We start from the raw sequence: 22225 nt of genomic DNA, 5'->3' as shown, positions 1-22225 counted from the left end.
TTTTGTTATTCTGTTATCGTCAGCGTCCTCGCCCTCTCCGTCACGCCTTACGGCTCGTCAGCGCCTGAGAGGGCGAGCCCGTTTTCCTTTTGTTTAATCCGTATCTACCGCCGGGTCGGCAGCACCTGCCGCAGGCGGCGTTTCCGGCTCCGTGGTGGGTTCTGTCGCTGCAGGTTCCTCCGGCGTGACAGTGATCTGCACGCTGGGGTCTGCCGCGATATATACCGTAATGACCGTGCCCACCTCTACACGAGTGCCGGGCTCCTCGCTGGTGCGCACGACACAGCCCGATGCATAGGAGCCGTCGTTCACCACCATAAAGCAGCTGGCCACAAGGCCCCGGGCTTCCAGCTCCTTTACTGCGCCATCCTGCGTAAAGCCGATGATGTTGGGTATTTCCACCATCTGCGGGCCTTTACTCACCACCAGACGGATCGTCTCCCCTGCCTTGAGCACAGTGTCTGCATCCGGCTGCTGCTGGATGATCTGGCCCGCCGGGGCAGTGTCGCTGTATTCCTCGGTGACGTAGAACAGATACATGCTGGTGTACTCTCGGTTGTTCTGCACCTGCGTGTAGTCCATGCCGATAAAATTCGGCACAAGGTTCTGCGGCACCATCACTTCGCTGCTGGCAGGCTCCGGCTCCACTGCCGAGGAGGCGGACTCATTTTTACGGCCCAGAATGCCCCACAGCGTGAGCAGGATCAGAATGGAAAGCAGGATCAGGATACCCGCCAGCAGTGCTTTCAGGCTGAGCAGATGCTCCTTGCGTTCCGGTTCCGGCGGGGCCGTGCGCACAGGAGTCTCCGGTTTCATGGTGCGGGTGAGTTCTGCCGTGTATTCCTTGGAGGAAAGTGCCTGATACAGCTGCGGCACGGTCTGGATGCGCTCCATGGGCCGCAGACGCAGGCCAAGCTGCAGCACCTGCGAAACATACAGCGGCAGGCTGCCGTTAACAGACTTTGCCCGCGGGTTGGAGTCTGCGACCACACGCTGTGCTGCAGGCACCGGAGCCTGCCCGCACACCATGCGGTAAAACACCGCTGCAAGGCTGTATTCATCGGTATAGCGGCCCTCGAACTGTGCAGTGGAGTATTGTTCCGGGGCAGAATACCCCTCATAGAGCTGCTCGTGCAGGCCGCTCCCCGCTGTGCGCAGACCCACTGTGGCGTAGCCCGCCAGACGGCAGCGGCCGTTTTCCATCACCCGGATGTTCTCCGGGCAGATGCCCCGGTGCACCAGACCGATCTTGTGCATTGCAGCCACGCCCTCAAATACCGGCTGCAGCATCGCACAGGCGTCGTCCGGACGGATGGGGCCGGGGTGGTTTTCCAGCCACTGATCCAGCGGGGTCCCGCCCGGATTTTCCAGCACGGCATAGACGGTGTTGTTCGTTTCCACCACATCCAGCACCGCTTCCAGACCGTTTGCCGGTGTGATGCGCTGGATGGAGTGGTACAGATCTGCAAAATCCATACGGGTGGTCTTGAACAGCACCTCGCTGCCGGTCTTGGGGCGGAGCACACTGCCGACGGTACGTTCTGCCGTGAGGGTGATTGGCAGGTACTCTTTGATGGTCACCCGGAAGCGGCCCAGATTTTCTGCGCCGCGGTACAGGATGCCCTCACCATCGATGCTGAGCATTTCCCCTACGGTGTAGCGCCCGGCCAGCACCGTTCCCACCGGCAGTGTGCCGCCGGGGTTGCGTCCGGCAAAGCTTTTGCCGCAGTGCGGGCAGCTTTGTGCTCCATCGGGCAGCGGCTGCAGGCAGTAGGGGCACAGGCGTGTTGCTTCCATAGTCTCTTTTCCCTCTTAAATCAATGATCTTTCGCTGCGTCTCTGTTCGGCCCAAAATATGGCTCAGGATCCATTTTTGCAGGCAGAGTGCGCCGAATGGACGCAGCTTTTTACACCGTCTTGCGGCGCAGCAGGCTCATGGGCGGCAGCTCCGGCGTGGGAATGGTGTATTTTTCCATGGCGTGGGGAGTGCTTTCCACCCGCTCCCCGGCTTCGTTCTCGATCCACTCGGGGCTCAGCGGGATGCTGCGGCCATCCGGACAAAGGGCTTCCAGCGTATCCCCAAGGCTCCATTTGCCGCGCTGCTGGCAGGAAGCAACGCCGTTCTCCCAGCCTTCCACAGTGCCCACAAACTCCCACTCGCGGATGTAAGTGGCACTGTCGGTAGCCTGTCTGGCCTGCTCGCGGCCAAAGTAGAAGCCGGGCGAGTAGTGGCGGTGGCTGGTACGGGTGAGCTCCTCGTACACCTCGGCAGGCAGCTCAAAGTTGTCGTTGGCGGGGTCTGCCAGATAGGCGTCCAGCGCCTTGCGGTAGGCAGCGGTAACGCTGGCCACATAATAGAAGGTCTTGGCGCGGCCTTCAATCTTCAGGCTGTCCACACCTGCCTTGCAGATCAGGTCAAGGAAGGGGGCGGTGCACATATCGTTTGCGTTGAGGATGTAGCTCCCGTTCTCGTTCTCGCCGATCTCGTACAGCTGCCCCGGGCGGGTCTCCTCGCTCAGGTAGTACTTCCAGCGGCAGGGCTGGGCGCACTGGCCGCGGTTGGCATCGCGGCCCGCCATATAGTTGGAAAGCAGGCACCGACCCGAGACGCTCATGCACATTGCGCCATGCACAAAGGCTTCGATCTCCAGCTCCGGCGGCGTTTTATCGCGCAGGATGGCGATATCCTGCAGGGTCATTTCACGGGCAAGAACCACGCGCTTTGCGCCCATATTGTAGGCAGCGCGGGCCGCAGCCCAGTTGGTAATGCCCGTCTGGGTGGACATATGCACATCAATCTCCGGTGCAAAGGTCTTGCAGGCATCCAGCACACCCAGATCTGCGACGATGAAGGCGTCCACACCGGCCTTGGCCGCTTCCTTGATGGCCTCGGGCAGACGGTCTGCTTCCTCATTGGTGGGCAGGGTGTTCATGGTCAGGTAGACCTTGCGGCCCCGGGCATGGGCATAGATGACGCCCTCTGCCAACTGTTCCGGTGTAAAATTGGCCGGTGCCGACCGCATGCCAAATTCAGGCAGGCCGCAGTAGACGGCGTCGGCACCGTAGTTGATGGCATAGCGCAGGCGTTCCAGATCGCCTGCCGGAGCCAGCAGTTCCGGGATTTGCAGCATAATTCAAATTCCTCTCATTTTTCCGTATTCATAGATTTGTTCACCGCCGCTGCAGTCTTGCAGTTGGCGTTGTGTTCGCTCAGGGTATGCGCATAGTAATAGCTGCCTTTGAGGTCGGTGACAAAGAAATACGCGTTCTTTGCAGCCTCATCCGGCTCAGGGGTAAGCGCAGCCTTGATAGCCGCAAGGCCGGGGTTTGAAATCGGCCCGGCAGGCAGGCCGGCGCAGCTGTAGGTATCATACGCAGCCACGATATTTTCCGGGATCTTATCCCAGCCGCCATAGTAGGGTGCCACCCAGTTCCAGAGATAATTGTTGTCATCGTCGCTCTGGATGTGGCTGGAGGTGTTGCTCTGCAGGCGCGGATAGGGTGAGCCATCGGCCAGACGGTTGCGGAACACCTGCGCCACATTGGAGTCCTGACTGTTTCCTGCTTCCTCCTGAACAAACGATGCCAGTGTGATCAGCTCCGGCAAGGTCATAGCCTGCTTTTCGAGCTCTGCGTACATTTCCTCTGTGATCTGTGCATCGAACTGCGCATAGAAGGTTGCCACATAGTTGTGCACAGTATCATCCTTCAAAAATTCGTAGGTGTCCGGGAAGAGATAACCCTCGCACTTCATAAAGCGGTCAGGGGCGTCGGCATCGTCCGGCACATACTGCCAGAAGGTGTACTTGCTGAAATCACCCTCGTTGGCTTCCTTCAAAAAGTCCTCCGCGCTGCACAGACCCGCAGCTTCCATCTTTTGGGCGATGGCAATGGCAGTCGTTCCCTCCGGAATGGTCACACGCACCGTCTCGGCTTTGGCGTAGGTGGACAGGGCCGCAATGATGGCATCGTAAGAACAGGCGCTCTTTTGCAGGGTGAAATCGCCATACTGCAGCTTTGACGCCGCTCCTTTCTGCCCCACATACCAGCGGAACAGATAGGTCGAGCGGATTACTCCCGCATCCTTGAGCTTTTGCGCAATGGCGGAAACGCCGCTGCCCTGCGGGATGCTTACCGTTACCTCCGCACCGGGTCTGCCATTGCCGCTGATCTCATTGCGCGCAAACAGCAGCGCCCCGCCAACGGCCAGTGCCAGCAGTACCACCAGCACCAGCAGGATCTTCCATACACCACCCTTTTTGCGGGCGGCATGAGAGCTTTTTTGTGCCATAAGCACTCCTTTTTATATCAGTTTTCCAGCATCAGACGCATGTAGCTTTCGCTCACATCGAAGGGTTCCGCATCGAAGCGGATCATCCCGTATTCCTGCCGCTTGCCCTCGCCGAGGAACAGCGGCTGCGCTGCGCCCACGGTGATGACTGCCTTTTCCACGATCACTTCCTTCTCGCGGGCGGCTTCCATCAGCACTTCGGCAGCGCGGTCATTGTCAGCCTGCAGCTCCACAAAATAGAGGGTGTCCTCCTTGCGGAAATAGATGCCGTATGCCTGTTCTGTAGAAACGATGGTTGCACCGGCAGAATAGAGGTCGCCCAGCACCACCGCCATGCGCTCCGGGCTGAACTGCACCGTATCGGGCCAGAAACGCTCCCGCAGCTCGCACAGCTTTTTGGCTGTGACCGAGTCAAATTCCGCCTGACTCCACAAGTTGCGCTCCACCTCGCGGGGCAGACACCGCAGTGGGAATGCCCATGCAAAGCCCTTATCCTGCAAAAACGCAGCCTGTTCCGGACCAGTGGGCACGGCCACTGTAAAGCCTGCGCCGCGCAGCTTCTGCTGAGCGCACAGATAGTCCACAAGGCCCGCCAGGATCAAGCTTCCCTCGCCGCACAGGCCATATAAATAGGTGCCGGTGCGGCCCTGCAGCGTGACAGGAACTGCCAGCGCTACAGCAGCGATCTCGTCGTTTTCTTCTGCGACATAGACGTTCTGCTCGCCTGCAAACTGCTCAATGGCCTTTTTGGCAAATTCTTCTGATTCATTGCGCTGGCTCTGCCACAAGGCCAGCACTGCCGGTTTATCTTCCGGCTGCATCAAACGATACATCTGTCAGGATACCCCCTCTTATCGAAATTTATGTCAGAAACGCTGTCATCAATCTGCGGGTCGGTAGTTTCTCCGAAGACCGTCCGCTGGGGTGGGACCCTGTTGCCGTAGGCAATCGGGCGGGCGATGGAATGGTTTGCAACAACAGTGACCGCCGCCAGTGGCGGAAACAGGGAGCTGTTGTTGGGGCCGCGGCCAGCGAGATGCAAGCAGATGCGAAGCAGCTGCTGGGTGCCGCAACCCGTATTTCGTGTCTGAGGAGAAAGCTGCCAACACACAGACTCTGCAAACTGGTTCGTCTTTCAGTTTTTTAGAACGATTTTTTGCACTTCGGCCTGAATGTCTTCGATGCTGCGCATGTTGTCCCCGCTGGTACAATGCACGACGGCCCAGCCAAGGTGCGCGGCACAATACTCGGCGGCGCGGCGGCTGCGGGCAAGATACTCTGTGTCCTTTTCGTGCACATCCTTCTTGCTCTCGTCGCCGTGGTAACGCTGGGTCATAAGCTTTTGGCTCACGGCGGGGTCTACCTGTAAGTAGATCACCTCATCCGGCGCAGGCAAGCCCAGCAGATGGAATTCAAAATCAAACAACCAGCCGAGAAAGCTTTCCCACTGCTCCGGCGGCAGCTTGGAGCACTGGTGCACCGCATTGGAGGTGGTGTACCGGTCTGCAATGACGATGCCGCCGTTCTCGTAAAAGCTGCCCCAGTCTTTTTTGTAGCTGGCGTAGCGGTCCACCGCGTAAAAGCTGGAGGCCGCATAGGCGTTCACATCGTCCGGATGCTGACCAAACTGCCCGGCCAGATACATTTTTACAAGGGCGCTGGAGTCACTACTATAGTTCGGGAAGCTCACCTCGCGCACCGCAAGGCCCTGTGCAGCCAGATACCCGGCCAGCAGCTTTGCCTGCGTGGCCTTTCCGCTGCCGTCCAGTCCTTCAATGGCAATCAGTTTTCCCTTGCTCATACGCCTGCAGCCTCCTTGATGGATGCATATTTTGCGCGCACCTCAGCGGTTTTTCCGCAGCACATTTTTCCCTCCGGGCAGGGGCCGCTCACGCAGGCCGGGCCGGACTTTGCAAAGATATGCGGTGCCACCGGATACACCAGCCCAAACATCTTTTCGGCCAGCTCCCGGATCTCCCACTGGGCACGGCTGCAGCAGCGCAGATGAAAAAAGTTCTGCAAACTGCGGGCGTTCATCGTGACCACCATCTTGGTCTCGCAGGCGTTGGGCAGCACAAAGCGGGCGTCCTCGTTGGCCTGCTTGCTGGCCTTGGCGCGGGCCTGCTTTTCGGGCATTCCTTCGGCCATCAGGCGGGCAGTGTGGCCCTCTTCCAGCTTGTGAGCCAGATCAAGATAACGTCTGGCGTCCTCTTCCATACTGGCAAGGAAAGCCGCCTTTGCTTCCGGAATGGCTTCGATCTCCGGCGGCACCACATAGCGGAAGTCATCCAGCCGCACATAGCGCTGGCTCTGCACGCTGAAGGACGCGATACGGTGGCGGGTGATCTGGGCAAGCAGGGTGCGGCTGACCCCCTCGATGCCAAAGGTGAAGCTGGCGTGCTCAATGGGGCTGGCATGGCCCAGATCGCTGAGCATCGTCAGGAATTTTGCAGTTTTTTCTTCGTCCAACCCGTCCAGCAGATCGGTGATGTGGGCATCGGAATAGCACAGCTTTGCCGCTGCGGCCACTACCTTTTCGGGTTCCGGGGTATGGGCGATCAAACGAACAGTCATCATAAGTTTGTTATTCCTCCGCAGTGATTTTGGTGAGGGGTGCAAAATTGGCCATGGTCTTTTTGATGCCTACCTTTTCAAAGTTGATCTCCACGATCTGATCTCCGGCGGCGGGCTTCACGGCCACCACCTGACCCCGGCCGAACACCTTGTGCTCCACAATGTCGCCGGGTTCGTAGTGTTTGGGGCCGGCAGAGGCCGGTTTCTGGGCAGGAGCGCCTGTAAAGGAAATATGCTTTTCAGCTTTTTTCTGCGCTGCACCGCTGTAATTTCCAGAGCCATATTGAGAGCCATAGCCTGCACCATAACCAGTGCTTCCACCACTGCGGCCGTAGCCGGAACCATAGCCGCCGCTGCTGCCCCGGTTTGCGTAGGCAGAGCCAAAACCGCGGCTCTCGCCTGCATTGTACTCCCGGTTCAGATAACCGCTGCGGCTGCCCGCGCTGTAACCATTTCCATAGCCGCTTGCGCTGCGGCCCCAGCCGGACGGCCCGGAATAGCCGGATGCGCCGCCGGGCACCGTATCACTATAGCTGTCGCCCCAGCCGCCAAAGCGGGAGCGCTGTTCCAGCACCGGACTGCGGGTCTCCTCGATATACTCCGGCTCGATCTCCCGCAAAAAGCGGCTGGGCTCATTGCGTTGGGTGCGGCCATAGAGCATCCGGGAAACGCTGTTGGAGATGTACAGCTCCTTTTTGGCGCGGGTAATGCCCACATAAGCCAGACGGCGTTCCTCCTCAAGGTCCGCTTCGGAATACTTGCTCATTTCGCTGGGGAACACGCCCTCTTCCATTCCAATGAGGAACACGTAAGGGAATTCAAGGCCTTTTGCAGAGTGAATGGTCATCAGCACCACCTGATCTGCGCTCTCGTTGTAGCTGTCGATATCGCTGATGAGGGCGATGTCTTCCAGATAGCCTTCCAGCGTGGCTTCCTCGCCGTGCTGGTCGCAGTAGTTCTTGACGTTGTTCACCAGCTGACCAAGGTTCTGCAGGCGGTCTGCCGCGTCCTCGTGGCCCTTGGCAGCGTCCGCTTCCAGCATTGCCTTATAGCCGGTCAGCTCGATCACATCGGCTGCAAACTCGTCCAGTGTGCGGGTCTCCAGAGAGTCCTGCAGGCGCTGATAGATCTGCCAGAACTTGAGCAACGGCATTACGGCACGGCTGAGCTTTGCGTACTGGTCGGCGTGGCTGATGATATCCAGCATACTCACGCCCTCCTGCCCGGCCAGATCGGCAATGACCTCCACCGTGGTGGCACCGATCTTGCGGGCAGGCTCGTTGATGATGCGGCGCAGGCGCACATCATCGCGCGGGTTCGCTACAATAGACATATAGGAGTGAATGTCCTTGACCTCTTTGCGGTCATTGAAGCGCTGGCCGCCCACGATCTTGTGAGGGATGCCCGCGCGGGTAAAGTAGCTTTCGATGGGGGCCGACTGGGCATTCATACGGTACAGAATCGCATGATCTGCCAGATGCCCACCCGCTTTCAGGTGCTGGCCGATCACATCCGCGATGTGGCTGGCCTCATCCTGCTCATTTTCGGCGGTGTACACCTGCACCTTGTCACCCTCGCCGTTGTCCGTCCACAAGGTCTTACCTTTGCGCTCAGTGTTGTGCTGGATGACGCAGTTGGCGGCATTCAGGATATTGGAGGTGGAGCGATAGTTCTGTTCCAGGCGAATGGTCTTTGTGCCGGGATAGCGCTTTTCAAAGTTGAGGATATTCTCAATGGTAGCCCCACGGAAGCGGTAGATGCTCTGGTCATCGTCACCCACCACGCAGATGTTGCGCTCCGGGCCGGTGAGCAGGCTCACCAGACGGAACTGCGCCACGCTGGTATCCTGATACTCGTCCACCAGCAGGTAGCGGTATTTGTTCTGGTAGAACTCCCTCACATCCGGATGTTCGGCCAGCAGCTGCACGGTCTGGTAGATGAGGTCGTCGAAATCAAAGGCACCAGCTTCCTTCAGGCGCTTTTCATAAGCGGCATAGATACGGGCGGTCAGCGCACCCTTGGTGTCCTTTGCAGGGCTGGCGAGGGCCTGTTCCGGGCTGACAAGCTGATCCTTCCAGCGGCTCATCTGGTTGATGGCCGCTTTGATGGGCAGAAATTTATCGTCCACATTCAGGTCTTTGTAGACCGCCTTCATCACACGCTGGGAGTCGTCCGTATCATAGATGGTAAAGCTGCGGGGGTAGCCGATTTCCTCCGCCCAGCGGCGCAGGATGCGCACACAGGCCGAGTGGAAGGTGGATGCGAACACCTCATCGCCTTCTTCACCGCCCAGCATCCGGCGCAGACGCTCTTTCAGCTCCCCTGCCGCCTTGTTGGTAAAGGTGATTGCCATTACGTTCCAACTGCGCACCGCGTTCTGGCGCAGCATCCCATCCAGCCAGCCGGGCGCGGCAGTGTCTGTCATAATGGCGTTGCGCAGAGCCTTCACATCATCCTCGGTGGCTGGGCGCGGCGTCTGTCTGGAGCCGTGGGCTGAGCCGAACCGGATGAGATTGGCAATGCGGTTGACCAGCACAGTGGTCTTGCCGCTGCCCGCACCGGCCAGAATGAGCAGCGGGCCGTCAGTGGTGAACACCGCCTGCCGCTGCATATCGTTCAGGCGGCCAAACTGTTTTTCGATATAGGTATCGCGCAGAGCGCAGAATTCCTGTGTGAGATCTGTTGCCATGGTTTCCCCTGTTCCTTTTATGTTTATACTATCAAAGTACAGTATACCACATTTTAAAACGATTGAGAATAGCCGCCGCGTTCGCTCTGGCTATTTTCAGCGGAAAAAATATTTTTATAATTTGTAACTCCGAAAAGCCTGCGGGCTTTTCGGAGTTACTTTTTCACGAAAGAGGTCGTAGAGAAAAATTGCATCTGATAAAACAGCAGCCGTTTTTCGTTACGGCCTTTTTGTGAAAATGTGTTTGGAGCAGCCCGCAGGCTGCGACAAACACGAAATAAATAATATAATTTCCTTATTTTATGCCCAAAGCAAACGCGGCGGGCATTTCAAATCGTAAAACAAAAACCGCCCGGCAGCTCTTGCGAACCGACGGGCGGAAAAAATGCTTTTCAGAAAGCGCTTAGCTGAAAATGTTGATCAGGATACCGGCTGCAACAGCGGAGCCGATAACACCTGCCACGTTGGGGCCCATTGCGTGCATCAGCAGGAAGTTGGAGGGATTCTCGCTCTGACCAACCTTCTGAGAAACACGGGCAGCCATAGGCACAGCGGAAACGCCTGCAGAACCGATCAGCGGGTTCACCTGACCGCCGCTCAGCACATACATCAGCTTGCCGAACAGCACACCTGCGGCAGTGCCGAAGGAGAATGCGATCAGGCCCAGCACGATGATGAACAGGGTGCGGGTGTTCAGGAAGGTGTTCGCAGAGGTGGTGCAGCCAACAGACAGTGCCAGGAAGATGGTGATGATGTTCATCAGCTCATTGCCGGCGGTCTTCTGGATACGATCCACAACGCCGCACTCCTTCATCAGGTTGCCCAGCATCAGCATACCGACCAGAACAGCGGCATCCGGCACGATCAGGGACACCACGATGGTGACCATGATGGGGAAGATGATCCTTTCGGTCTTGGAAACCGTGCGCAGCTGCTTCATCACGACGGTACGTTCCTTCTTGGTGGTCAGAGCCTTCATGATGGGCGGCTGGATGACGGGCACCAGAGCCATGTAGCTGTACGCCGCAACAGCGATGGAGCCCAGCAGCTCAGGAGCCAGACGAGAAGTGACGAAGATGGCAGTAGGGCCGTCTGCACCGCCGATGATGGCGATTGCAGCAGACTGCTTCTGGGTGAAGTCCACCAGACCGGTAGCGGTCAGCAGGCGAGCGCCCATATAAGTACCGAAGATACCGAACTGAGCGGCAGCGCCCAGCAGCAGGCTCTTGGGGTTGGAGATCAGGGGTGCGAAGTCGGTCATGGTGCCAATGCCCAGGAAGATCAGCGGCGGGTAGATGCCCAGCTTGACGCCCATATAGAGCATATCGGCCAGACCGCCGTTATTCAGGATCTCCACCCACATGGGGTGTTCCAGACCGTCACCAACGAAATACTGCATGTGGATGACGCCGCTGCCGGGCAGGTTTGCCAGGATCATGCCGAATGCCATCGGCAGCAGGATCAGCGGCTCAAACTCTTTGACGATGGCCAGGTACAGCAAAAAGCAGCCCACGCAGATCATGATCGCGTACAGGTAGCCGCCCGGCTCGCCGAAGCGTGCAAAGCCGGAACTTTGGAAAATACCGACCAGAGTATCAATAAACTGTGTCATGCTCTTCCTCCTCTGTTAAAACGGTGCGGTGGTGTCATTCACGCCCGCATTGCCCCAGCCGTTCTTGCTGCGGCGCACGGCCTTGAGGGTGTACTTGCCGTTGCCCATTGCGTGGATCGCAGCCATAATGGCAGCGACCACATCGCCGGGGATGCCCTCTTCCACCTGAGGAGCGGGAGCGGCTGCGGCCTGCTGCACGGGTGCAGCGGGCTTTGCGGCGGGAGCCTTGGCGGCTTCCTTTGCGGCCTTTTTCTTGGTCCCCATCGAATCGAAGATCTTGCCTTCCAGCGTGATGATGGCCATCAGCAGGATAAGGATCAAGAACACCAGTACGATGCCGGTAATGGTAACGACCACGTCAAAACCTAAATCCATGGTTTTCCTCCTGTTTTTCAGAATCCGCATCCGGCCCCGAGGTCGTCAGCAGAAAATCAATTTGGAAATATTATACCTTATTTTCCAATTCATTTCAATAAAAACCGACAATTTTTCTTTTTGCCGCTTTCATTCGGGTGCATGGATAAATCGTGTCCGCCTTTTTCTCTGCTGCGGCCTGTCGGGCTTACCGGCGGCCGATGCGGGGCGTTGCGTCCATAAAGCCGGTCTCCAGCTTGTCGTTCAGGCCGAGACTCATGGCCGTGCCCAGCGCCACGCAGTTCACGGGGTCGGGCGAAACCGTCACTTCCACCTTGAGCTCCTCGCTCAGATACTCGGTCAGGCCATGCAGCTGTGCACCGCCGCCGGTGAGCATGACACCGTTGCGGTAGATATCACCGGCCAGCTCCGGCGGGGTCTTTTCCAGCACCTGATGGGCTGCGGTGCCGATCTGCTCGCTGAGCATCATGACCGGATCGTAGAGATCATCGGTGGAAACATTCACGCGCACCGGCAGGCCGGTGAGCAGGCTGCGGCCCTTGATCTCCATGGTCTCGTGGAAATCGGTCTTCTGGGGGCAGCAGGCCACATTCTTTTTCAGTTCCTCAGCGGTACGCTGGCCGATGGCCACGCTGTACTTGTTGCGCACGAACTTGAGGATCTCTTCGTCGTAGTGGTTGCCGGCTACGCGCACACTGGTGGCTTTGACCTTACCGCCCAGACTCAGCACTGCAATATCGGTGGTGCCGCCGCCGATGTCGATGATCATGCGGCCTTCCGGCTGGGTGATGTCGATGCCGGAACCGAGAGCGGCGGCAATGGGCTCATCGATCAGATACACCTGACGGGCACCGGCAGCCACCACAGCTTCCACCACAGCATCGCTTTCGATGCCGGTGATCGCAGCAGGCACGCAGACTGCCACCCGGGGCTTGACCATATGGGAGTTGTATACCTGCTTGACAAAGCGGCAGATCAGCTCACGGGTCATGGTGTGGTCGCTGATAACGCCGTCTTTCAGCGGAAAGATGGCGGAAATATAGTTTGGGGTGCGGCCCACCATGGCCAGAGCCTTATCGCCGACTTCCAGCACGGTGTTTTTGCGCGTGTCCATTGCCACAACGCTGGGCTGGTTGAGTACAACGCCCTGCCCCGCCTGTGCGATGATGATGGTGGTGGTACCAAGGTCGATACCGATATCGTTCTGTGCCATAAATTCTCTGTTCCTTTCTGGTTCCTCTATCGAAACAACGGCCTGTTGATGCAGGCCGGAAATCATACCAGCTTACAGTATAGCATAGTTGCCGTAAAAAGTATACCGGTTTTGAACGGCTTCCCGGGCAGATTCTGCTCTGCAGGCATCGGTCATTCCTCTGTTTTTATCTGCTCCGGCGGCAGCTCTGCCTGCAGCAGATAGCACAGGCCGCTGTAGCGCAGATTCTGGCGGACGTTTCCCATCATGCGGTTCACAACGTCCCGCCGGCCTGCCACGATGCACAGTTTGCGTGCGCGGGTAACGCCGGTGTAGAACAGGTTGCGGTAGCACAGCCGCGGCGGCACCTGCGCCACCGGCAGGATCACCGCCGGGAACTCGCTGCCCTGACTCTTGTGCACCGTGATGGCGTAAGCGATCTCCAGCTCGCCCAGGTTCTCTGCCGGATAGATCAGCCGCCGGTCATCCATGCGCACCACCATGGAGCGATCACGGGGGTTGATGCTCTCCACGATGCCGATATCGCCATTGTAGGCACCCACTCCCTGTTCCCCGCCGATACGGTTCCAGACGATCTCGTAATTGTTGCGCACCTGCATCACTTTATCGCCGACCCGGAACACCCGGGACGCGCTTTGCAGCTGAGGCTTGCCCTTCTGCTCCGGGTTGAGCAGATTCTGCAGCTCCACATTCAGCGCCTGCGTGCCGGTGGGCCCCAGCTTTGTGGGGCAGAGCACCTGAATATCCCGGATCGGGTCAAAGCCATAGCTGCGCGGCAGGCGGGTGGTAACAAGATCGCACACCAGCTTCCGGGCCGCGTCGCCGTCCGATTCCAGAAAGAAGAAGTCGTCGGTCCTGCCGCCCTTCTGCAGCGGCTCACTGCTGATGATGTGGTGGGCGTTTTCCACGATCAGGCTGCGCGCCGCCTGCCGGAAGATCTCGTTCAGGCAGACCGTGGGCACCAGCCCGGAGCGGATCACCTCGCCCAGAATGTTGCCCGGCCCCACACTGGGCAGCTGGTCGGCATCGCCCACCATGATGATGCGGCAGCTGTAGCGCAGCGCCGCAATAAGGGCCTGAAACAGCTTCACATCCACCATGCTCATTTCGTCCAGAATGACCACATCGCACTTGAGCAGGTTCTTATCGTTATGGATAAAGCTGACCACGCCGCCGGTGTAGTCCACCTCCAGCAGACGGTGGATGGTGCTGGCCTTGCGCCCGGTCAGTTCGCTCAGGCGCTTGGCTGCGCGGCCCGTGGGGGCGCACAGAGCCACCCTCTCTGCCTGATCTTCCAGCAATTGCAGGATGGCGTTGACCGTAGTGGTCTTGCCGGTGCCGGGACCGCCGGTGAGCACAAGGCAGTTCTCGGTCATGGCCTTGCGGATGGCTTCCTTCTGCAAAGGTGCATAGGCAAAGCCCTGCGTCAGTTCCAGGATCTGAATGTTTTTATCCAGCCCATGGGCAGTGTTTTTGCCCCGTTTTGTCAGCATGGCAAGCCGGGCAGCAATGTCCTCCTCGGCTTCCAGCAGGTCGGGCAGATAGATATAAGGTGTGCCATCGAACAGCTTCACCCGCAGCTCTTCGGTTCGGATGCATTCATCCAGTGCTGCGGCCAGCTTTTCCGGCGGCTGATGGATGAAGCCCGCCGCCGTTTCCAGCAGCTGGGTGCGCGGCAGGCAAGTGTGGCCGTTGCCTGCGTTGTGGCGCAGGGTGCGCAGCAGGGCTGCTTCCAGCCGCTGGGCGCAGTCGCCCTCCATATGGTAATACTGGGCGATGCTGTCCGCATGGCGGAAATCCAGCTGCAGCGGTTCGCCGCAGAGCAGATAGGGATTTGCCGCAATGGCCTGCATGGCCCCGGGCCCAAAGGTGCGGAACACTTCCATAGCCCTGCGGGGGCTGATCTCGAACTGAGCCAGATAGGCAATCAGCTCCCGCATCCCGAACATCCGCTTGAACTCCTGCTGGATGCGGTCGGCCTTGTCGGCAGAGATGCCGGGCACCTGCGTGAGCCGGGCCGGGTCGTTGGCGATCACTTCCAGCGCCTCAGCCCCGAACAGATCGATGATCTTATCCGCTGTTTTGGCTCCGATATACGGCAGCGACTTGCTGGCCAGAAAGGCGTAGACAGCTTCCAGATCCTTCGGCATGTCGGTCTCGCACTCCTGTGCGTGGAACTGGCGGCCATAGGTGGCGTGGTTCTCATACCGACCGCGGCATACCACGCTTTCGCCTGCGTGCAGTTCCCCCACGATGCCGCACACCACCGTGACCACCCCGCCGCCGGATAGTTCAAACACCGTGTAACCGTTATCCTCGTTTTCATAAATGATATCTTCCACGGTGCCTTCGATCTGTTCCAGTTCTGCCATACGCTCACCTCCTGCCAGATACACAATCATATGTAGTATAACGCTTTTGGCGGGATTTGTAAATCAGAAGAGTCAACAGAAAAAAACAAAAAAGCCAGCCAGACCCGAAGGCCCAGCTGGCTTGTGCTATTATAAATATTTGCGCTGCCGCGTCAGGCCTTTGCCGCCTGCGCGTCGTGCGCTTTCTCGATGTCCTTTTCCTTCTGCAGCTTTCTGCGCACCACAAAGTAGGCCGGAATGAGGAAGAAGCAGGCAAAGAACCACGCCACCGGGTTTGCGATGCAGGCTGCAAAGTAGCCCCACAGCGGCACGAACCAGAAGCCTACCATTGCGCGGGCCACCATTTCGGCCACACCGGCGAACATGGCAAGGCCGGAGAAGCCCAGCCCCTGAATGGTGTAACGGTAGATGATGAGCACCGCCAGCGGGATATAAAAAACACTGTTCCAGAAGATAAAGCTCTGAGCATTGGCCATGATCGCGGTCTCGCTGGCATCCAGGAACAGGCCGATGAGCAGCTTGTCGGTCACGCGCAGGATGAGGAAGGACACAATGCTGTACACACAGCCAATGCCCAGGGCGGTGTTCACGCCGCGATTCACACGGCCAAGGTCTTTGGCGCCCATATTCTGGCTGGTGTAGGTGGTCATGGCAGTGCCGATGCTCTCCAGCGGCACGCTGAGGAACTGCGCCGCCTTGCCGCCTGCAGTCTGCGCAGCCACGATGTCGCTGCCGAGACCATTCACAGCGCCCTGCAGTACCACGCTGCCGATGGCCGTGATGCTGCACTGCAGGCCCATGGGGATGCCCATGTTGCACAGCTTTGCGCAGTGGGTCAGGCTGAAACGGCCCTCTTCCCTGCTCCAGCGCAGCTCCGGGTAGTGGCGCATGATGTACAGCAGACTGCCAAGGCCCGCCACCGCCTGACTGAACACGGTAGCAAAGGCCGCACCGAATGCGCCCATGTCGAATACGATGATGCACACAAGGTCAAGAGCGATGTTCAAAAAGCTTGCTACCAGCAGGAAGTACAGCGGACGCTTGCTGTCGCCCAAAGCACGCATCAACGCACTGGTCACATTATAAAGCAGGGTGAACGGGATGCCCCAGAAAATGGTGCGGATGTAGATATCCGCAAGGTCGATGATGTTTTCCGGCGTATTCGTCCACACCAGCACCGAGCGGGTCAGTGCCACCGTAACGATGGTGAGCACCACCGCAAAAAAGATGGACAGCCACACTGTGTTGGCGGTGTAGCGGCGCATCTCCTTGTAGTCCTTTGCGCCGAAAGTCCACGAGATGGGGATGGAAAAACCGCAGGCGATGCCGTTCACAAAGCCCAGCACCAGATAATTCAGGCCGCCCACACTGCCCACAGCCGCCAGCGCCTCCACGCCCACAAAGCGGCCAACGATGATGGTATCGGCCAGATTGTAGAACTGCTGGAACAGACTGCCCAGCATCAGCGGCACCGCAAACGCAAGGATCAGCTTCAGCGGACTGCCCTGAGTCATATCCTTTGTCATAGTATAAAATCCTCCTGCCACACTGGAAACCGGCTTAATAGCATGATTTTTGCCGTGAAAAACGCCCTGCCGGAAAGGGGCAGGACGTTTTGTACATTCATGAATGGTATTATAGCGGAGTGACGCAGGATTTACAAGATTTGCATTGCATCAACATTTACGAATTTTTGCAGAAAGAATTGGTGATTTTGCTTATTCCGAGTAATGCGCAAGGAACTGCTTGGTGCGCTCTTCCTGCGGGTGCTCGATGAGCTGCCGGGCAGGGCCTTCCTCCACCACAACGCCGCCATCCATGAACATGATGCGGTCGGCCACATCACGGGCAAAATGCATTTCGTGGGTGACGATGATCATGGTGGTCTTGCGGTCAGCAAGGTCACGCAGAACTTTCAGCACTTCACCGGTCAGTTCCGGGTCAAGGGCGCTGGTGGGCTCGTCGAAGCAGAGGATGTCCGGGTGCAGGGCCAGTGCGCGGGCAATGGCTACGCGCTGCTGCTGACCGCCGGAGAGCTGGTGCGGATAGTGGCCTGCACGGGCAGACAGGCCCATCTGGGCCAGAAGCTCCTGTGCCTGCTGTTCCAGCTGGGCATGGATAGCTTTTTTGTTTGCCTTGTAATCCGGGCTCTCCTTTGCCAGCAGCTCACCGGCCAGCATCACGTTCTGCAGGGCGGTGTACTGCGGAAAGAGGTTGAAGTTCTGGAATACCAGACCAAAGTGCAGCCGCTTTTTGCGCACCTCGCTTTCCCGTTGGGTGGCGGGGTCGGCGGCGTCCCACATGGTCTCGCCGTTCACCTTGATGATGCCGGTATCCGGCCTCTCGAGGAAATTCAGGCAGCGCAGCAGGGTGGTCTTGCCGGAACCGGACGAGCCGATGATGGCCAGCGCCTCACCCTGTTCAAGGTTCAGCGAAATATCTTTGAGCACCTTGGTCTCGCCAAAGTTTTTGCCGATGCCGGAGGCTTCAAGCAGTGCCATGATTCAGTTTCCTTCCTTTCATCAGCGGAAATAATCCAGTTTCTTTTCAGCCCAGCCGAACAGCAAAGTCAGCGCGCCCACGAACACCAGGAAGAAGATGGCGGTGGAGAACAGCGGCCAGATCAGGCCCTTTGCGCTGTACTCCTTGGCCATCATGATGATCTCCTTGTTGGCGATGGTGTTGGCCAGCGAGGTATCCTTGACAAGGGTGATGACCTCGTTGCCCATGGGGGCCAGAATGCGCTTGACCACCTGCAGCAGCGTCACCTTGAAGAAGATCTGCGTTTTGGTCATGCCCAGCACCTGACCGGCCTCGGTCTGGCCCTTGGGGACAGCCTCGATGCCGCCGCGGTAGATCTCGGAGAAGTAGCAGGCATAGTTGATGGCAAAGGCCACCACCGCTGCCACCATGCGTCCGCCGGAGCCGGAGGGCCACGGATTATTCATGCCCAGCAGGCCGGGGCCAAGGTAGATCACGATCATCTGCAGCATCAGCGGCGTACCGCGGATGACCCACACGAAAGTTTTCACCGCGCCGGAAAGCGGCTTGCACCGGCTCATGGAGCCGAAAGCGACCACCAGACCCAGCGGCAGCGCAAACAGCAGGGTCAATGCAAACAGTTCACAGTTGAGCAGAAACGCGCCGGAAAGGCGCCCCAGAATCACAGACACAAGAACACACCCATCAATCCGTTTTTAACAAAGGGAACGCCCCGCTCAGGGGGCGCTCCGATCATTTTAAATGTAAATACTTAATCGGCCAGAGCCAGATCGTACTTGTCGGCCAGAGCCTGCATGGTGCCGTCAGCCTTCAGCTCGTCAAAGACGGCATCCACAGCGGCGGCGGCATCGCTGCCCTTGCGGAAGGCCACGCCGTACTCCTCAGCGTTCAGCTCGTCCACGATCTTCAGGCTTGCATAGTCGGTGCCCTCACCGATCATGGCTTTGGCCAGAGTCAGATCCAGAACAGCCGCATCTGCAGTGCCTGCGGCAACTTCCATCAGGCAGTCGGTCTGCACGCTCTTGGAAACGTAATCGGCCTGTGCCAGATTCTCGTCACCTTCGATGGCAGCCTCACCGGCAGAGCCGGCTTCAGCCACTACGGTCTTGCCCACCAGATCTGCAGTGGAGCTGTAGTCGGTACCGTCCTTCACGACCACGACCTGTGCGTTCTTGGCGTAGGCCTTGGTGGTGGCGGTGTTGGCCATAATATCATCGGTCAGGGTCATGCCGTTCCAGATGCAGTCGATGCTCTTGGCATCCAGCTCAACCACCTTGGTGTCCCAGTTGATCTCCACGAACTCCGGCTCGACCCCCAGCTTTTCGCACACAGCCGTTGCCAGCTCGGTGTCAAAGCCGGTGAAGTTGCCGTCTGCATCGGTGTAGTTCATGGGTTCGTAGACGGTGTAGCCAATGACCATCTTGCCCTTTTCCTTGATGTAATCCAGATCACTGGCAGCGGTTTCGGCAGCAGAAGCAGCTGCGCTGCCGGATGCGGCAGAAGATGCCACGGTGGAAGTGGATGCGGCACCGCCGCAGGCGGCAAGGCTCAGTGCCATGGCACCAGCCAGAAAAGCGGAGACTAAACGTTTCATAACAGGTTTCCTCCCTCGTTATTTCCCAAAAGATGTTCCCTCTCAGTTTAGCATTTTATCATGCTAAAGTGTTAAACCGTGACTATAGAATAGCGCGTTTGAGGGCATTTGGCAAGAGGAAATATAAAAGTTAGTGCATATTGCCCTTTATTTTTTTCTTTTCGTTTCGTCTCTTGTTGAATTGCACAAATAAAAGAGGAAAGACGCAGTGTCTTTCCCCTTCCCGAGCGCTTATTCTTCTGCGAACGCTGCCAGTGCCGCCTTTTGCAGCTCTGTCACTGAAATAGTACATACAGCCGCAAGGTCGGCATCCGAGCCGTCATCCGGGATGGACGCCACCTCTGCGCGGGTCCGGCCCTTGAGGTAGTCGCACCAGCCCTCGCTGTGCTCATACCATTCTTTGTCCAGAGCGGATGCACCGCGCATCCCATACTGATCGCCCTGCTCCAGCTTGGTTTTCACCAACTCCGGTGCCGACACGGTGCCGTCCGCGCTCACTGTCAGGGCAGGCTCCGTCACGTCAGCGATGGCACCAGTCACGCGGTCGTCGGCATCCAGCGTCAGAGCTGTCACCGTAATATCCACCTGCGCAGTCACATCGTGGTCGTCGGCGGCGGTCAGATCTTTGGTATCATTGCGCACCGACACGCCCAGCACAGCACGGTCGCCGCGGGCCGAACCCACCGCCTTTGCGTTCTCACAGGCGCGCACCACTGCATCCCGATAGCCGTCCACTGCAATGGTACAGCCGGAAAGCAGATCGGCATCCTTGGGCTTGCCGTCATCGTCGGTGGCAAGCTTTTTCACCTCGTCCGGCGTCTTACCTGTGAGAAAATCGCCAAAGGCATCTGCCTGTTCTGTCCAGCCTTTTTTCAGCGAGGACACCGCAGCCAGCGGGTAGTCCTCCCCTTTCTGGCGCTTGGTAAGAGTTTCGCCGGGCATCGTCACCTTGCCGGTGCCGTCCCCCGTTACAGAAAGTTCCACCTCATCCAGCATCACATCGGCCACTTTCCCCTCAGCATCCAGCAAAACGGCGGCAGCGATCGCGTTGATCTTCCCGGCACGCTCCTCTCCGTCCGCTTCCGTCAAGATGCCAAGGCCGGTGCGCCATGCGGCGTTCTGCGTGGTCTGGGACGAGCTGCCGCCCATGCCTGTGCTCATGCTTCCGGAAGAACCGGAGCCGCTCCCGCCGCAGGCGGTGAGTGTCAGCGCCGCCGCCAGCGTGCAGCCCAAAACCGTGCAGGATATCTTTTTCGTTATCATCGAAACGCTCCCTTTCCTGCCCCATCGTAAAGGGGCTTTTGGGCTAGTTTGCCCGGAAAGCAGCGGTTTTATTTCGCGTCTACCGCGGTCTGTCGTTTCTTTTACATTAAAGGGCTCAGCAGCCGCAGCACGCTGTCCAGCACAGTGCCCAGCAGACCGGTATGGCAGTCCGATACCTGTACCTCCCGGCATTTGAGCAGTGTATCCCGCACGTCATCCCGCAGGACGGTCACCTGACTGTTGTTCTGCAGTAGCACGCCGCACTCGAAGTGCAGGAACAGGCTGCGGTAATCCATGTTGATGCTGCCCACCACAGCGGTGCTGTCATCGCTCACCCAGCACTTGGCGTGCAGGAAGCCGGGGGTGAACTCGTAAATGCGTACACCCGCCCGCAAAAGCGGCAGATAGTACGACCGGCTCAACCGGAATACCAGCTTCTTGTCCGGGATGCCCGGCAGCACCAGACGGACATCCACCCCGCGCTTGGCAGCGTTTTTCAGCGCATCCAGCATTTCCTCGCCGATCGCAAGGTAGGGTGTATAGATGTAGACATACTGTTTTGCCTGCGCAAGGATATTCAGATAAACGGTTTCTGCCATGGGCTCCTCGTCCAGCGGACTGTCTGCATAGGGCTGCACCACGCCGTCCGGCACCAGCGGCACCAGCGGCATGGGGCGAAACGCATCATAATCCGTCTCGCTGGGGCGAAAGGCATTCCAGAAGTTGAGGAACATCACCGTAAAGTTCCACGCGGCGTCGCCTTCCACACGCAGGGCTGCATCCTTCCAGTAGCCGAAGCGCTGCTCTGCGTTGATATACTCATCTGCCAGATTCACGCCGCCGGTGTAGGCCACCGTACCGTCAATGACTACGATCTTGCGGTGGTCGCGGTGGTTCATCACCAGCGAGATCAGGGGCACCACCGGGTTGAACGGGATGCAGCGGATATGCGCCCGCTCCATCCGCACGATAAAATCGGCAGGCAGACCCAGCAGACTGCCAAAATCATCGTAGATCAGACGCACATCCACGCCCTGTGCCGCCTTGCGGCGCAGGATCTTCTCGACGCCATTCCACATGCAGCCATGGCTCACAATGAAAAATTCCAGAAAGATGCTCTTTTGGGCCTTTTCCAGATCGGCCAGCAGCCGCGGATACATCGCTTCGCCGCTGGCAAAATACTGCGCACGGGTGTTCTGCCATGCCGGATAGGGGCCATACTTTGCCACATAACGGCTCTGGCCCTGCCCGCCGGCATCCAGACTGTCCAGTACGCCCGGCTGCTGCTGCAGGTCTTTTTTATGTGCGCTGTCCACAGCATGCATTTTCAGGCTCAGGCGCTTGCTCGGGCGTTTGTTGCCAAAGGCCAGATACAGTGCACCGCCCAGCAGCGGCAGAATGCCGATCAATGCGATCCAGCCCACCTTATAGGCGCTGTTCTCGTCCTTGCGCACAAGGTACAGGATAATGAGCAGGCTCAGGGCGTTGAGCAGACCGTTCACCCATACACGGCCTGTACCGGTGGTAATGGAATAGAACACCCAGCACAGCCACAGCAGCTGCAGCGCTACCAGCACCACCGTGATGGTGACGCGGTTCAGGATGCGGTTGAAAAAGCGCACGATCGGCGAACGAAAAAACATCGGCCTGCCCTCCTCCTTTATTATAATATGTGTAAGTATAGCGCGGTTTTGCAGCTTTTTCAAGATTTGCGTTGTTTCCTGATGCGCCCCGCAAAAA

Annotated in this window: 17 protein-coding genes; all 17 read right to left on the bottom strand. The window is 58.3% G+C overall.

Annotated elements, in window-relative coordinates; genetic code table 11:
* Positions 1–93 precede the first annotated feature (93 nt).
* A complete protein-coding gene (locus ACKXF7_RS11030; RefSeq protein WP_423741290.1) occupies positions 94–1797 on the bottom strand; it encodes a PASTA domain-containing protein in 1704 nt (567 codons plus the stop codon).
* Positions 1798–1907: 110 nt separating this feature from the next.
* On the bottom strand, positions 1908–3131 hold the full coding sequence (locus ACKXF7_RS11025; RefSeq protein ID WP_348583348.1) for a U32 family peptidase: 1224 nt from the start codon (positions 3129–3131) through the stop codon (positions 1908–1910).
* Positions 3132–3145: 14 nt separating this feature from the next.
* The gene (mltG, locus tag ACKXF7_RS11020) at positions 3146–4291 is read right to left on the bottom strand and encodes an endolytic transglycosylase MltG (RefSeq protein WP_423741289.1); all 1146 of its coding nucleotides are present in this window, start codon (positions 4289–4291) and stop codon (positions 3146–3148) included.
* A gap of 17 nt (positions 4292–4308) precedes the next feature.
* Positions 4309–5124 carry a hypothetical protein gene (locus ACKXF7_RS11015; RefSeq protein ID WP_339395837.1) on the bottom strand — a complete coding sequence of 272 codons (816 nt, stop codon included), beginning with the start codon at positions 5122–5124 and terminating at the stop codon, positions 4309–4311.
* Between the two features lie 302 nt (positions 5125–5426).
* Positions 5427–6092 (bottom strand): dTMP kinase, encoded by a 666-nt coding sequence (locus ACKXF7_RS11010; protein WP_423741288.1) that lies wholly within the window; start codon positions 6090–6092, stop codon positions 5427–5429.
* Positions 6089–6868: an FAD-dependent thymidylate synthase gene (thyX, locus tag ACKXF7_RS11005; RefSeq protein ID WP_249236800.1), complete on the bottom strand. Its 780-nt coding sequence runs from the start codon at positions 6866–6868 to the stop codon at positions 6089–6091. Before thyX ends, ACKXF7_RS11010 begins: the two co-directional genes overlap by 4 nt.
* 7 nt (positions 6869–6875) lie before the next feature.
* Positions 6876–9554, bottom strand: coding sequence for an ATP-dependent helicase (locus ACKXF7_RS11000; protein ID WP_423741287.1), 2679 nt, complete (start codon positions 9552–9554; stop codon positions 6876–6878).
* 403 nt (positions 9555–9957) lie between these two features.
* Positions 9958–11166: a sodium ion-translocating decarboxylase subunit beta gene (locus tag ACKXF7_RS10995; RefSeq protein ID WP_339395834.1), complete on the bottom strand. Its 1209-nt coding sequence runs from the start codon at positions 11164–11166 to the stop codon at positions 9958–9960.
* A 15-nt stretch (positions 11167–11181) separates the two neighbouring features.
* Positions 11182–11541 (bottom strand): OadG family transporter subunit, encoded by a 360-nt coding sequence (locus ACKXF7_RS10990; RefSeq protein ID WP_249236803.1) that lies wholly within the window; start codon positions 11539–11541, stop codon positions 11182–11184.
* 187 nt (positions 11542–11728) lie between these two features.
* Complete coding sequence (locus ACKXF7_RS10985) at positions 11729–12754, bottom strand: rod shape-determining protein (RefSeq protein ID WP_249236805.1); 1026 nt, start codon at positions 12752–12754, stop codon at positions 11729–11731.
* A 152-nt stretch (positions 12755–12906) separates the two neighbouring features.
* On the bottom strand, positions 12907–15126 hold the full coding sequence (locus ACKXF7_RS10980) for an ATP-dependent RecD-like DNA helicase (protein WP_339395833.1): 2220 nt from the start codon (positions 15124–15126) through the stop codon (positions 12907–12909).
* A gap of 152 nt (positions 15127–15278) precedes the next feature.
* A complete protein-coding gene (locus tag ACKXF7_RS10975; protein WP_423741286.1) occupies positions 15279–16652 on the bottom strand; it encodes an MATE family efflux transporter in 1374 nt (457 codons plus the stop codon).
* A gap of 192 nt (positions 16653–16844) precedes the next feature.
* Positions 16845–17627, bottom strand: a complete 783-nt coding sequence (locus ACKXF7_RS10970; protein ID WP_339395831.1) for an amino acid ABC transporter ATP-binding protein — start codon at positions 17625–17627, stop codon at positions 16845–16847.
* 21 nt (positions 17628–17648) lie between these two features.
* Positions 17649–18293 (bottom strand): amino acid ABC transporter permease, encoded by a 645-nt coding sequence (locus ACKXF7_RS10965; protein WP_423742630.1) that lies wholly within the window; start codon positions 18291–18293, stop codon positions 17649–17651.
* A gap of 86 nt (positions 18294–18379) precedes the next feature.
* Complete coding sequence (locus ACKXF7_RS10960; RefSeq protein WP_423741285.1) at positions 18380–19222, bottom strand: transporter substrate-binding domain-containing protein; 843 nt, start codon at positions 19220–19222, stop codon at positions 18380–18382.
* Between the two features lie 231 nt (positions 19223–19453).
* Positions 19454–20485 (bottom strand): hypothetical protein, encoded by a 1032-nt coding sequence (locus ACKXF7_RS10955; protein ID WP_423741284.1) that lies wholly within the window; start codon positions 20483–20485, stop codon positions 19454–19456.
* Between the two features lie 101 nt (positions 20486–20586).
* The gene (gene cls, locus ACKXF7_RS10950) at positions 20587–22128 is read right to left on the bottom strand and encodes a cardiolipin synthase (protein ID WP_423741283.1); all 1542 of its coding nucleotides are present in this window, start codon (positions 22126–22128) and stop codon (positions 20587–20589) included.
* Positions 22129–22225 lie beyond the last annotated feature (97 nt).

Source organism: Faecalibacterium sp. 7 (genome assembly GCF_049562865.1).
GTDB lineage: Bacteria > Bacillota > Clostridia > Oscillospirales > Ruminococcaceae > Faecalibacterium > Faecalibacterium wellingii.
Note: the sequence above shows the minus strand (reverse complement) of the source record. Positions and strands in the feature narration are given on the sequence as shown.

Excerpts from the sequence above, each read along its gene's own strand:
- ACKXF7_RS11030 (WP_423741290.1), bottom strand. The coding sequence starts at position 1,797 with ATGGAAGCAACACGCCTGTGCCCCTACTGCCTGCAGCCGCTGCCCGAT.
- ACKXF7_RS11025 (WP_348583348.1), bottom strand. The coding sequence starts at position 3,131 with ATGCTGCAAATCCCGGAACTGCTGGCTCCGGCAGGCGATCTGGAACGC.
- mltG (WP_423741289.1), bottom strand. The coding sequence starts at position 4,291 with ATGGCACAAAAAAGCTCTCATGCCGCCCGCAAAAAGGGTGGTGTATGG.
- ACKXF7_RS11015 (WP_339395837.1), bottom strand. The coding sequence starts at position 5,124 with ATGTATCGTTTGATGCAGCCGGAAGATAAACCGGCAGTGCTGGCCTTG.
- ACKXF7_RS11010 (WP_423741288.1), bottom strand. The coding sequence starts at position 6,092 with ATGAGCAAGGGAAAACTGATTGCCATTGAAGGACTGGACGGCAGCGGA.
- thyX (WP_249236800.1), bottom strand. The coding sequence starts at position 6,868 with ATGATGACTGTTCGTTTGATCGCCCATACCCCGGAACCCGAAAAGGTA.
- ACKXF7_RS11000 (WP_423741287.1), bottom strand. The coding sequence starts at position 9,554 with ATGGCAACAGATCTCACACAGGAATTCTGCGCTCTGCGCGATACCTAT.
- ACKXF7_RS10995 (WP_339395834.1), bottom strand. The coding sequence starts at position 11,166 with ATGACACAGTTTATTGATACTCTGGTCGGTATTTTCCAAAGTTCCGGC.
- ACKXF7_RS10990 (WP_249236803.1), bottom strand. The coding sequence starts at position 11,541 with ATGGATTTAGGTTTTGACGTGGTCGTTACCATTACCGGCATCGTACTG.
- ACKXF7_RS10985 (WP_249236805.1), bottom strand. The coding sequence starts at position 12,754 with ATGGCACAGAACGATATCGGTATCGACCTTGGTACCACCACCATCATC.
- ACKXF7_RS10980 (WP_339395833.1), bottom strand. The coding sequence starts at position 15,126 with ATGGCAGAACTGGAACAGATCGAAGGCACCGTGGAAGATATCATTTAT.
- ACKXF7_RS10975 (WP_423741286.1), bottom strand. The coding sequence starts at position 16,652 with ATGACAAAGGATATGACTCAGGGCAGTCCGCTGAAGCTGATCCTTGCG.
- ACKXF7_RS10970 (WP_339395831.1), bottom strand. The coding sequence starts at position 17,627 with ATGGCACTGCTTGAAGCCTCCGGCATCGGCAAAAACTTTGGCGAGACC.
- ACKXF7_RS10960 (WP_423741285.1), bottom strand. The coding sequence starts at position 19,222 with ATGAAACGTTTAGTCTCCGCTTTTCTGGCTGGTGCCATGGCACTGAGC.
- ACKXF7_RS10955 (WP_423741284.1), bottom strand. The coding sequence starts at position 20,485 with ATGATAACGAAAAAGATATCCTGCACGGTTTTGGGCTGCACGCTGGCG.
- cls (WP_423741283.1), bottom strand. The coding sequence starts at position 22,128 with ATGTTTTTTCGTTCGCCGATCGTGCGCTTTTTCAACCGCATCCTGAAC.